This window comes from Staphylococcus caprae (genome assembly GCF_003966625.1).
GTDB classification, from domain to species: Bacteria; Bacillota; Bacilli; order Staphylococcales; family Staphylococcaceae; genus Staphylococcus; species Staphylococcus caprae.
Window position 1 is genome coordinate 553,653 of record NZ_AP018587.1, and the last position, 12,200, is coordinate 565,852.

10 protein-coding genes are annotated in these 12,200 nt (G+C 35.6%); 4 read left to right on the plus strand and 6 right to left on the minus strand.

Translation table 11 applies throughout. The annotated features are described in order from the left end of the window. Nucleotides 1–31: 31 nt before the first annotated feature. The 3 genes from JMUB898_RS02465 to JMUB898_RS02475 all read right to left on the minus strand — a co-directional run bounded on the left by JMUB898_RS02465 (nt 32) and on the right by JMUB898_RS02475 (nt 5,666). Complete coding sequence (locus JMUB898_RS02465; RefSeq protein ID WP_002444213.1) at nt 32–2,197, minus strand: RNA degradosome polyphosphate kinase; 2,166 nt, start codon at nt 2,195–2,197, stop codon at nt 32–34. Between the two features lie 63 nt (nt 2,198–2,260). Next, the gene (ppx, locus tag JMUB898_RS02470; RefSeq protein ID WP_002444211.1) at nt 2,261–3,793 is read right to left on the minus strand and encodes an exopolyphosphatase; all 1,533 of its coding nucleotides are present in this window, start codon (nt 3,791–3,793) and stop codon (nt 2,261–2,263) included. 337 nt (nt 3,794–4,130) lie between these two features. Next, on the minus strand, nt 4,131–5,666 hold the full coding sequence (locus JMUB898_RS02475) for an AbgT family transporter (RefSeq protein WP_037541654.1): 1,536 nt from the start codon (nt 5,664–5,666) through the stop codon (nt 4,131–4,133). Between the two features lie 278 nt (nt 5,667–5,944). On the opposite strand from JMUB898_RS02475, the gene JMUB898_RS02480 reads away from it, so the two are divergent. Continuing rightward, nucleotides 5,945–6,763 (plus strand): SDR family oxidoreductase, encoded by an 819-nt coding sequence (locus JMUB898_RS02480; protein WP_002444207.1) that lies wholly within the window; start codon nt 5,945–5,947, stop codon nt 6,761–6,763. 80 nt (nt 6,764–6,843) lie between these two features. On the opposite strand, the gene JMUB898_RS02485 is transcribed toward JMUB898_RS02480, so the two are convergent. Together JMUB898_RS02485 and JMUB898_RS02490 are read right to left on the minus strand one after the other, a co-directional pair. Beyond that, nucleotides 6,844–7,032 carry a hypothetical protein gene (locus JMUB898_RS02485; protein ID WP_002444205.1) on the minus strand — a complete coding sequence of 63 codons (189 nt, stop codon included), beginning with the start codon at nt 7,030–7,032 and terminating at the stop codon, nt 6,844–6,846. A gap of 25 nt (nt 7,033–7,057) precedes the next feature. Further along, nucleotides 7,058–8,134, minus strand: coding sequence for a M42 family metallopeptidase (locus JMUB898_RS02490; protein ID WP_126501897.1), 1,077 nt, complete (start codon nt 8,132–8,134; stop codon nt 7,058–7,060). Nucleotides 8,135–8,314: 180 nt separating this feature from the next. Here JMUB898_RS02490 and JMUB898_RS02495 point away from each other — a divergent pair, with 180 nt between their 5' ends. Beyond that, nucleotides 8,315–8,782 (plus strand): YehR family lipoprotein, encoded by a 468-nt coding sequence (locus JMUB898_RS02495; protein WP_002444202.1) that lies wholly within the window; start codon nt 8,315–8,317, stop codon nt 8,780–8,782. A gap of 68 nt (nt 8,783–8,850) precedes the next feature. Here JMUB898_RS02495 and JMUB898_RS02500 read toward each other — a convergent pair whose 3' ends face one another. Then, nucleotides 8,851–10,428, minus strand: coding sequence for an FMN-binding glutamate synthase family protein (locus JMUB898_RS02500; RefSeq protein ID WP_037541653.1), 1,578 nt, complete (start codon nt 10,426–10,428; stop codon nt 8,851–8,853). Nucleotides 10,429–10,586: 158 nt separating this feature from the next. On the opposite strand from JMUB898_RS02500, the gene lnsB reads away from it, so the two are divergent. Further along, a complete protein-coding gene (gene lnsB, locus JMUB898_RS02505) occupies nt 10,587–11,369 on the plus strand; it encodes a CPBP family lipoprotein N-acylation protein LnsB (RefSeq protein ID WP_044466780.1) in 783 nt (260 codons plus the stop codon). A gap of 19 nt (nt 11,370–11,388) precedes the next feature. Then, complete coding sequence (locus JMUB898_RS02510) at nt 11,389–12,180, plus strand: CPBP family intramembrane glutamic endopeptidase (RefSeq protein ID WP_002444199.1); 792 nt, start codon at nt 11,389–11,391, stop codon at nt 12,178–12,180. Nucleotides 12,181–12,200: the final 20 nt, after the last annotated feature.

The following is a 12,200-nucleotide window of genomic DNA, read 5'->3' on the forward strand; positions in this document are numbered from 1 at the left end:
TTATTAATATTATTTTATAAGGTTATTCATTCTATCTTTTAAATGTATCTCTTAATCTGCTCATCCAACTACCGCCACGTTTTGAACGAACGGGTTGACCTGTTGGCTGAGCAGTCTGCTTTTTTAGCTCTTTACCGTATTTAATTGCTTCTTGCATAAGATAAGCTTGAGAATTTAATGGAGATAAATTGTTTTGAACATAGTGATAGACACCATTTTCATCTTGGAAACGTCCTTTTTCATTATCTGAAAGTTGCAAGTTCATGTAATTTACTAAACGTTTTCCAATATTTTTATCTTCAACAGGGAATAAGATTTCGACACGTTTAATCATGTTACGTGTCATCACGTCTGCTGATGATAGGTAGATACGTTCGTCACCATTATTATGGAAATAATAAATACGTGAATGTTCAAGTAGTCGTCCTACGATACTTACGACTTCGATATTCTCGCTGATGCCAGGTATACCTGGTTTAAGACAACAAATACCACGAATGATAAGTTGAATCTTCACGCCGGCTTGAGAAGCTTCAAAGAGCTTTTCAATAATCGTTTTATCGGTGAGTGAATTCATCTTCATCATAATCTTGCCATTTCCATGTTCTAAATGACTACTAATTTCTTTATCGATACGGTCAATAAAGACGTCACGAATATCAAATGGCGCTACAATCAGTTTATTATACTCAGGTTTAATAGAGTAACCACTTAAATAATTGAAGAAATTAATCGCATCTTCAGCAATGTCTTTATTTGTAGTAATCATCCCCATATCTGTGTACAGTTTAGCTGTTTTGTCATTATAGTTTCCTGTACCAAGATGTACAAATGATGTTAGCTCTCCACCAATACGTTTAACGACAAGCGCAATCTTACTATGTGTCTTTAGATGCGTCATACCGTAAATCACATGGCAACCTGCATCTTCTAACATACGTGCCCAATGAACGTTATTCTCTTCGTCGAAACGTGCTTTCAATTCTACAAGTACAGTGACTTGCTTACCATTTTCAGCAGCTTCCTTCAAACTGTTAATAATCGGTGAATCTTTACTTACACGATATAATGTTTGCTTAATGGCAATGGTGTTTGGATCATCGGCCGCTTCACGTATGAAGTCTACAATAGGTTCAAATGATTCATATGGATGATGGAAGAATATATCTCTTTCTAGAGCCAATTTATAAATATTGTTATTTCCTAAAGATCTCGGTACTTGGGGCGTATATTTCTCATACGTTAGATATTTGAGTTTATTAGAGAGATGGCTCACTAAACCGAATAAAAATGTTAAATCAAGTGGACCATTTAAGAAGTATACGTCATTCTCTTCAACTTCTAATTGGTCAATCAGCCATTCGATATTCTCTCTTTGTGCAGTGCGACCATCGACTTCTAAGCGCACAGCTGAGCCGCTTTTACGTTCTTTTAAGAAGCGCTCGATTTCTATCAGTAAATCTTCGGCACCATCTTCGTGAATCGTCAAATCTGCATTTCTTGTGATTCTGAAGGTAAAAGTATTTAAAACTTCATAACCGGTAAATAGATAGTTGATAAAGTAAGTAATGACATCTTCGACCATTACAACATATTGTTTAGCACCTTCATTAAGTGTTAGAAATCGAGGGATTAATGATGGAATTTGTACGATTGCTGAGTTAATGGCATCTTCAGTGTCGATATCGACAAATATGTTTAAACTTTTATTGTTTAATTTTGGAAAAGGGTGATACGCATCAATACCTAATGGTGTAAGTGTAGGTAGAATGCGTGATTTAAACTCTTTTTCTAATCTTTCGATGAGCGTTTCAGATAAACAGTCGGGTTTGACCATTTCAATATCATAATGTCGTAACTCTTCAATCAGTTCATTATAGCGTTGATATTGAGTATGAACATATTCTGTATTTTTTATCTTTATCGCATCAAGTTGTTCTTGAGGCGTCATTTGAGCTTTATTTTCAGGTTTGTCATAGCCTAACTTCACTTGGTCTTTTAAACCAGCTACGCGCACCATAAAGAATTCATCTAAATTCGAACTAAAAATAGAGATGAAATTTAACATTTCGAGTAATGGATTATTCTTATCGTAAGCTTCCTGAAGGACTCTATAGTTAAAATCGAGCCAACTTAACTCCCTGTTATTATAGTACTGTGGTAAATTAATATCCTTTTCTCCCAATTGAGTTTGCATACTCTCAATACACCTCATTATTTAATCTTTGTTCTTGTGTAGTCTAAAAATATCATACGAATTTTAAGATTTTGTAAAGATGATTGCTACTTTCCCCTTTAAAATCTTTTCAATATGTTTCTTCTGCCTATTCGCTTGATACTCTTCAGCAATAGGCTCTCCTTTGTAGTAAACATAGAGTTCGTATTTATCGTCTTTTTTCTCTTTGAGTTTAACTTCTTCTACAAAACTGGTATGTGAGATATTTAACGCGTTTACGAATTTAATAATGCCACCTAAGGCTTGAATGGTATCAACTTCTTTTCCACTGAACCATTGCGTTTCTTTACAATAAAATTTAAGTAATGATTTATTTTTAAAGCTTGCGAGAAGGGCTAACTTCACACGATCTTTATGAGGGAACCCGTTAATCATTGAATTCGCAATTAAGTAATACGTGTGTGGTGAACTTGAATCTGAATCGATAAAGCTACCTAAGTAATACATATACGCACCTTCAACGAATAAGTGTTTATCATGATCTGTAATTTTTAAATCACTATGTTTTAATAGTTGGTCGAGTAGGGATTGTGCTAATTTTAAGCGACGCTTCGCACTTTCTTCCTCAATGTGATATTCATTGGCTAAATGCTTTAAAGCATCTCTACGTACATGTTCTTTTTTAAATTCATGAGGATGACGTTTGCGAATCAGATTCATGGCAAATCCTTCACGAATACCATTTCTTGAGAAAGTGAATTGTGTCGCATCTATTTTTTTGAAAAGTGTCTTAAACACAGACACGGCAGGTAGAATAATGTCTACGCGATCTCGACTTAAACCGTCTAGATTGGTTAATTCATCGCGAGAACTTTTACGAATGATATCGTAAACTTCATCTATATCCTTTAATGACATGGTATAGTTGTGAACGCCACCGATAGGATAAGAATGTTCAGATTGATGTATACGAGCAACGTTACGTGCTGAGCCACCTACACCTACAAGCGCGATCTCTTGATCTTTCAACCAATCTAATTGATTGAATTGTTCGGATAAGAATTTTTCCATACTTTTAATTGCTGGTTTATCATTATGATCTTTATCCCCGAAGAACTGACGTTTCAATGTGACAACGCCAAATGGGAAGCTATGTGCTTCTTTTAATTTCTTATCTTTAAAAAGTGTCACTTCGGTAGAACCACCACCGATATCAACGGATATACCATTTTCAATATCTGTAGTATGTGAAATCGCATAATAACCATAAAATGCTTCGTCTTCTTCAGGGACGATTTGAATTTCAATATTTAGTTCTTTTTTGATTTGTTTGATAATGTCGTTACTGTTTTTAGATTGACGAATCGCAGCTGTCGCAATAGGATGAAGCTCTTGAACATTAAATTTGTCGGCAACTTTTTTGAAACTTAAAAGTGCTTCTTTCAAAACGGCAATACCGTCATCATTCATTTCAGTGTCACTGGTCAAATACTGACTTAGACGTGCGGGCGTCTTAATATTTAAGATTTCATTCAAACCCGTTTCTTTAGTGAAACCAAATATCACAAGTCGAATTGTATTTGAACCAATATCTATTAATCCAATTCTTTCTTCCATCTCTACCTCCTGTGTTTGATACGGGAAGTTCTAAATACCCCTGTTTAATTTTATTTTACATGATATAGATAAATTGAAAAGATTTTTAAGAAACTTTTTGTTAAAGATTTAATGTAATTTGAGACAATTATAATATTTTAGGCAATATGTATATAAAAAGTAGAAAAGAAGATAGGATGAAGGAATCATTGTCCGATTGATTTATTGAAGATTTAAAATTGAAAGTAAATATAAAAGTGGACGTGGGAGAGAAATAGCATTGAGCGAAATTAATTTCATAGTCCCACACCCAACTTGCAATGTTTGTAGAATTTCGTAAAAAGAAATTCTCTTTGCTTTACATTTTAATTGGTCCGCCTGGTCCAACAGGGATTCCGAGTAAGAACCAAATGAGGGTAAAGGCAATCCAAACAATTGTAAGTGCGATAGAGTACGGCATTAAGCTTGATAGTAATGTGCCAAGCTTCATCTTTTTATCATATTTTTGAGCGTAAGAAAGTAATAAAGGTAAGTATGGCATCATAGGTGTAATAGGATTGGTGATGGAATCACCTACACGATAAATGGCTTGTGTGAATGCAGGGTGGAAGCCGACTAAAATGAGCATCGGTACAAAGATAGGTGCTAAGATGCCCCATTTTGCAGAAGCACTACCAACCAACATATTGACCATTGCACTTAAAATAATAATGCCGATAATTAACACAATGCCATTCTGATGTTGTAATAATTTCGCGCCTTTAACCGCAGCAATCACACCCAGATTGCTCCATTCTAGAAAGGCAAGTAATTGTGCAGCAAAGAACACAATCACGATAAAGGAACCCATCGAACCTAGAGAATCTGCAATCATGCTACCTAAGTCTTTAGTGTTTTTAATTTCTCCACTTAATACGCCGTAAATCGTGCCCGGTACCAAGAACACGACTAAGATAATCAATCCCACGCCATTAATGAGTGGGGCGTCATCTAACAAACTACCTGTTTTCGCATTTCTCAAAAAGCTATGTTCAGGTATTGCGCATATAATAAGTAACACGATAAGTACGACAAAACTAATATTTGCAAAGAAGAGCGCTTTATTTTCTTTGGGTGTGATATGTGAAGAGGTTTCTTCTGTATCTTCGTGTGCTTGGCTGTCGTCATATTTTCCTAATCTAGGGATGATCAATTTCGTTGTAACTAAATGAATCGTTGGCAATAGAACGACTACGCTCGCAGCGATGAAGTACCAGTTCATAGCGACATTGGTTTTAATATTTTTGGATACAATGCGTGCGGCTGGATCTGTAAACGAATAGACTAGAGCATCTTGCATGCCTACGACTAAGTTCGCCGCGAATCCTCCAACGGCAGACGCATATGCCATGGCTAAACCTGCAATAGGGTGGTAACCAATCTTTATAAATAACATTGCAGCGAGTGGTGGCAGGATGATTGTTGCTGCATCTCCTGCGGTACTGCCTAATATTCCGATAAGTATAATCGTTGGAACGATCAATTTCTTTGGTGCTCTGTTGACGACTGAAATCATTAATTTATCGAAGTAGCCAGACTTTTCAGCTGCACCGATACCAATCATAACGCCTAACACTAAACCGAGTGCTGGGAATTCGGAAAAGTTCTTAATCGCGTTGTTCATGATATAAGCAAATCCATCATGACTCAGAATGCTCTTAATGTGAATGGTCTTTCCGTCACCTGGATGTTTGACTGACACATTGAATAAAGAAACAATCCAAGTGATGATTGCGAGCCCTACACACATTAAGAAGAAGAGTACTGCTGGATCAGGTAATTTATTTCCTACAAATTCAACGCCATTTAAAAATTTACTTACAAAAGACTTTTTCTCCTTTGTATTTGCCACCATCAATGACTGCCCCCTTTGTTTAGTTATAACAACCATACCCATATTTGCCATTTTTAGGTAAGAATTTTCTGAAATTTAAAACTTAGCATACAGGATTATTGATGATATGTAAACGTTACCACTAATTTGATGGTTCATTTTCCAGAAAATGGATATCACATATTAAAGCGTTATCATTGAGATGTCGGCGTTTAAGGTAAATTTAAATGTGGAATATACATTGTAATTAACGAAAAAGTTTCATGTAGAAATCTAAAAATTCGGGAGAGTGACAGATAATGAAACGATTAGAGAACAAAATTGCAGTGGTGACTGGTGCAAGTACAGGTATCGGACGAGGCTCTGCAATGGTATTAGCGAGCGAGGGTGCGCACGTACTAGCTTTAGACATCTCTGATGAGTTGGACAATACGGTGCAAGAAATTAATGACGCAGGTGGACAAGCAACAGCTTACAAAGTAGATATATCTGACGATCAACAAGTGCAACAATTCGCAGATGAGGCGAAAGAGAAATATAGTCGTATTGATGTGATATTTAATAATGCCGGAGTGGATAACGGAGCAGGTCGTATTCATGAATACCCAGTAGAGGTGTTCGATAAGATTATGGCAGTAGATATGAGAGGGACGTTCTTAGTCACTAAATTCTTATTACCATTGATGATGGATCATGGCGGTTCAATTATAAATACGGCTTCTTTCTCAGGACAAGCTGCAGACTTATACCGCTCAGGTTATAATGCCGCAAAAGGTGCTGTCATTAACTTTACGAAATCGATTGCGATAGAATATGGTCGTGAAAATATTCGTGCAAACGCGATAGCGCCTGGTACGATAGAAACGCCACTTGTTGATAACTTGGCAGGTACTTCTGAAGATGAAGCGGGTCGCACATTCCGTGAAAATCAAAAATGGGTGACACCTTTAGGACGATTAGGTACACCAGATGAAGTGGGTAAACTTGTCACATTCTTAGCTTCAGATGATAGTTCATTCATTACAGGTGAAACCATTCGTATCGATGGTGGCGTCATGGCATACACATGGCCAGGAGAAATGCTCAGTGACGACAGTTGGAAAAAATCAACGAAATAAATGTTTTGATTGAAGTTAAACCCCAGTCAATGTTCAGATGACTGGGGTTTATTTATGATATTGAATATTGAGTTCTGTAGTTATTGGGCGCAATCTTCACATAGTTTGTATTGTGCGTCAGCCCAACTTGCTAAATGCGTATAACCTTTTAAATCCTTTGCTTTTACTTTAAGTGTCAGTTGTTCCTCTTTACCTATCTCTTTTCCACAATTTGAACATTTCATTGCTCCAAAAATTGATGTTTTTTTGTCATCATTTTTAGAAAACATGATTAGCCTCCTTAATCAATTTGAATTACCACATTAATGCTTGATAACTTTCATCATTAAGTGAACGGACAATTTCAGTGATAAGACGGACAGAATTTTCATAGTCATCCGTGTTTAAAACTGAAACATTAGAATGCATGTATCTGAGTGCGACACCTATTGTAATCGTAGGTATACCTTCATTGGCAACATGGATACTACCTGCATCCGTTCCACCACCTGGCGTTGTAGCCCATTGAACAGGAATATTGTGAGCTTGAGCTACCGATTTAATATGTTTACGGAAACCATCGTGGGCAATACTAGTGGCGTCCATCATAATCACAAGTGGTCCATCACCTAATTTACCCTCATTCTTTTCGTTCGTCATACCTGGAACATCGAAGGCCACGCCAACGTCTACTGCGATGGCTAAGTCTGGCTTGATAAGATTGGCCGCAACTTTGGCGCCGCGTAAACCAACCTCTTCTTGAACTGTTGCGCCAGCGTATAAGTTAATATCAATGTTTTCATCTTTAAGACGGTTGAGAACGTCTATAGCTAATGCGCAACCGTAACGATTGTCGAACGCTTTCGCAGTTAAATATTTCTCATTCGCTAGCGTTTCGAATTCACTATAAGGTGTAATCATATTGCCGAGTTCCACGCCTGCTGCTTCAGCTTCTTCTTTACTTGCCACACCGATATCTATATACATATGTTTAATTTCAACGGGTTTCTTACGTTCTTTAGGTGTAAGTGCATGTGGCGGTTTTGAACCTATGAGACCTCTAATTTCTTTACCATCCTCAGTCGTGATCGTCACTTTTTGAGATAACATCACTTGGTTCCACCAACCACCGATAGGCGTGAAATAAATATAGCCATCTTTATCAATTTGAGTTACGATAAATCCAATTTCGTCTAAGTGGCCGGAAATCATTAAAGATTTTGAGCTATTTTGAGCGTTCTTTTTCCCGAAAATGCCACCCAAATTGTCTTCGATGATGTTATCACTCACAGGTGTTAAATAGTCTTTCATTAATGATTTTACTTGCTGTTCATGTCCAGCAATGCCATTAACGTCGGTTAATGACTTGAGTAATGCTTTAGATTCTGGCATAACTATTGCCTCCAATAATAAGTCTTTGAATATAGTATAACATTTGTGAGAATTGCTATTTGTGATTATGATGTTTTGAATTTAATTTTCCGAAAAAATGAATGGAGTGAATAAGTAACATATTCGAGGGGAAGGTGGTATAATTTATATAAGAAAAATAGACGAGAGAAGGCGACAACAATGAAAAAAGTGATTTCACTTTTAGTAGTGATAGTCTTAAGTACTGTTGCACTTACAGCATGTAGTAAAGAACGTACGAAGACATATGAAGGCGATGTCAATGGTAAGAACGTCATTACATCACTGACATATAAAGATGATGAAGTACTTAAGCAGTCTACGATTGGAACATTGAAGTACGACGATTTAGGAATTGATAAGTCACAAGCGAAAGAGATATTTAAGAAAGATGAGAAAACGTTTAAAGGTCTTAAAGGTGTGACATATAAGGTTGATTACAAAGATCAAAAGGCTGTAGAGCATATTGAAATTGATTATAAAGACGTAGACGTTGATAAATTGAAGAAAAATTTAGGATTTGAGTCTGCTAAAGCAGTTAAAGATGATCATGTGAGTATGCATAAAATTGTTAAACAGCTTAAACGTAATGGTCTAAAAGAAAAAAGTAAAATGAATGATGAAGAATAGGTTATACAATATATTTATGGTTATAGAAAGAGTGCGGTGTTTCAGTTGAATCACCGCACTCTTTTTATTTATGAAATTAATTTAAGTTTATAATCTTTTATTTTTTGTGTAGCGCCATCAAGTTCTCTATAAATGATATGATCTGCTGAAATTTCAGTAGGGCTTGTTACGCCGACAGCCGCTGCGATGTTAAACAATCCTTCATGTAAACTTGTCACGTAGTTCGTCACACGGTATTGCTTCTCATCTACGATAAGTGCTTTCTCTTTTTTAGGGTCTGTCGTTGCTACGCCTACAGGACATGTATTAAGGTGGCACTGTTGACTCATAATACAACCTACACTAATCATCATGCCTCTTGCGACGTTAACTAAATCTGCACCTAATCCTAATGCGATAGCAATCTTGTCTGGTGTGATTAATTTACCTGAAGCAAAAATTTTAATTTTATCTCTAATACCATACTTTTCTAACATACCTGAAACAATTGGAAGGGCAGTTAGTAAAGGTAAACCAACGCCGTCTTCAAGTTCTTGGAAGGTAGCCCCTGTACCACCTTCGCCACCATCTACAGTGATAAAACTTGGATAAATATCGAGTTCTACCATTGTTTTTACAAGACTTTCGATTTCCTCAACTTTACTTACGACAATTTTAAATCCTGCAGGTTTCTGACCTAAATCTTTAATCTTTTGTACAAAGTTAAGTAATTCTTCGGGATTGTTAATAAAGTCGAAGCGGTTAGGTGAATTAATTGTTTCGTGTGGTTTAACATTTCTGATTTTAGCGATTTCTTCTGTGACTTTATTGCCTTCCATATGGCCACCACGCGTTTTAGCACCCTGAGCTAATTTTAATTCGAACGCACGAATATTTTTACGATCTGCCAATTGTAAAAACATGTCTTTGTTAAAGCGTCCTTCCTTATCTCTCACGCCGAAAAGTCCAGGCCCAATTTGGAAAATGATATCACCATCACCTTTAAGATGATAATCAGAAAGGCCGCCTTCACCTGTATTCATCCACGTACCTGCTTTAGATAAGCCTTTAGATAATGCAGTAATAGCATTTTTACCTAGGGCACCATAACTCATCGCTGATTGACCGACGAGACGTTTAATCTTAAATGGATGTTTGAGCTCAGCTCCTAATACAACTGCATGTTCATCTGATAAGAAGAAAGGATCAATTTCTGATCTTTTTCTATGTTCATCACGACTAAATAATCTTTCATTTTCTATTTTATATAAAAATGTTGAAATTAAGTCTGAATTATCGACATGTAATTCAGTTGCTTGGAGTGGAAACATTGTATTTTGTATGTAGAATCCATCTTTATACTCAGTCTGAGTACCATAACTCGTCATTCGAGAGTTATATTTACCTGCAAGCACAATGTGTTTATAATCATTTCTTGAAAATGGTTTTCCTTCATTATCATCAGCGAAGAAATATTGACGTAGTTCAGGACCGACTTTTTCAGAAATATAACGAATACGTCCTAAAACAGGAAAATTTCTAAGTACACTATGTTGATCTTGACCTTTATCTTTAAATAGCCAAATTAACCCTATAATAACGACGCTTAATAGCACAACCATGATAATGATATTGACTATAAATTGCATCGTAGTCAATAAAGACATAAACATTCCCCCTAAAACAATTTATATAGTTTTATGATACAACAATGTATGCGTTTTACAATGAAAGAGAGTAAAATTATTTTAAAAATTAGATTGAAATTATTACTTAAGTACATTTAAATGGTAATGTAATGATATTGGATGATTAGAGGTGAACTATGAATAGGGAACAACAGTCGACAAAGAAAGAACAACCTACGCCGTTATGGAGAAGTAATCATATAGTCAAAAAAGACTTCATACTCATACCCGCATTTATCATTTTTCAAAGTATCATACCTATTATCATTGTATTCGGAACACTTGGCGTTACTGCGATGCTTACACAACATGCACCGCCAGAGTGGTTTTATAATCTTTCATTAAGTTTCAGTTTTGTACTAGCACAATTTTTAGTCTTATTTTTATTTTATGCCATACATAAACGGTATGTTGTGGATATTGCACGCCGACAATTTTATTTTGCCAAAAAACATGTAAATCGCATCGTTATTGTGGTGATGATTGTATTTGTGCTAATGTTACTTATTGAGTGGCTAGTACAATTCTTACCACTGTCATTGAATTATAATGCGACACAATATGAACGTCGCGTGGAAGGCTTATTTTTACATCCTATCGCAATTGGCTTCACATTTATTTCAATGGTTATTTTACGCCCAATGGTTGAAGCGTTGATTTATCGTCACCTTGTTATTCATGAACTAGGTAAGAAATTGAATAAAAAATTAGCGATTGCTGTTTCAATTGTTGCAGAAGCATTGGTTCATGTTTACGATATGGCATCTGTACTTGAATTGATACCTTATTTGTTAATTGCGAGCGGTGCGACATATATTTATGTGAAATCAGGTGAAAATCTGGCTTCATCATATATTTTTCAGGCGAGCATTCAATTGCTCATTTTTATAGAAATGCTATATAAACATTTTGTCTTATAAAAAATAAAAGGAGTATGAAATGGTTAGCGAATCACAAGAACAACATCATCAAGCTTATCCTTCATTTAATAATGAATTTGCTTCAAAAAGAATAGTTAAAAGAGATTTTTGGTTAATCCCAATTTATGTATTTTCGTACATGGTATTACCGATAATACTAGGATTTTTAATTACTATTTTTTGGGGAGCATTAAATCCGCTTTTATCAGAAAAATATCTATTTGACTACTTTATGAACGCGACATCAGTTTGTACAATAATAGGACAATTGCTTTTCCTATTATCTTTTTATCTTATGCATCGTAAAACAATTGTACCCATTGCGATATCTCGTTTTAAAGCACTTAGAAAACATATTATATTAATTATAGGCACAATCGTACTCATTTATTTATTCAGTGCATTATACGGATACGCTATGGAATTTTTACCAGAAAAGTTTCAATTTGAAGACACTGAAAATAATAAAGAAATAGCGAAAATGTTCACGCATGGATGGTTAATTCCATTTCTATACATTGATATCGCAATTCTTACACCATTTGTAGAGGAATTATTATTTAGACATTTACTGATTCACGAATTAGGTAAGAAACTGACGTATGGTGTGATGTACGTGATATCTATTGTTATATTTGCGGGCGTACATTGTATTGATGCGAAATCACCTTTTGAAATAGGACCATACTTAATTATTGCGACAGGTATCGTGGCCGCTTATCACTTTAGTGGTCGGAACCTTGCTACTACAATTACTATGCATATGACGATTAATACAATATCATTTATTATGATGGTATTTACTTTATAGAGTGAGGGCACACGTTGAGG

Excerpts from the sequence above, each read along its gene's own strand:
- JMUB898_RS02495 (WP_002444202.1), top strand. The coding sequence starts at position 8,315 with ATGAAAAAAGTGATTTCACTTTTAGTAGTGATAGTCTTAAGTACTGTT.
- JMUB898_RS02500 (WP_037541653.1), bottom strand. The coding sequence starts at position 10,428 with ATGTCTTTATTGACTACGATGCAATTTATAGTCAATATCATTATCATG.
- ppx (WP_002444211.1), bottom strand. The coding sequence starts at position 3,793 with ATGGAAGAAAGAATTGGATTAATAGATATTGGTTCAAATACAATTCGA.
- lnsB (WP_044466780.1), top strand. The coding sequence starts at position 10,587 with ATGAATAGGGAACAACAGTCGACAAAGAAAGAACAACCTACGCCGTTA.
- JMUB898_RS02480 (WP_002444207.1), top strand. The coding sequence starts at position 5,945 with ATGAAACGATTAGAGAACAAAATTGCAGTGGTGACTGGTGCAAGTACA.
- JMUB898_RS02465 (WP_002444213.1), bottom strand. The coding sequence starts at position 2,197 with ATGCAAACTCAATTGGGAGAAAAGGATATTAATTTACCACAGTACTAT.
- JMUB898_RS02490 (WP_126501897.1), bottom strand. The coding sequence starts at position 8,134 with ATGCCAGAATCTAAAGCATTACTCAAGTCATTAACCGACGTTAATGGC.
- JMUB898_RS02475 (WP_037541654.1), bottom strand. The coding sequence starts at position 5,666 with ATGGTGGCAAATACAAAGGAGAAAAAGTCTTTTGTAAGTAAATTTTTA.
- JMUB898_RS02510 (WP_002444199.1), top strand. The coding sequence starts at position 11,389 with ATGGTTAGCGAATCACAAGAACAACATCATCAAGCTTATCCTTCATTT.
- JMUB898_RS02485 (WP_002444205.1), bottom strand. The coding sequence starts at position 7,032 with ATGTTTTCTAAAAATGATGACAAAAAAACATCAATTTTTGGAGCAATG.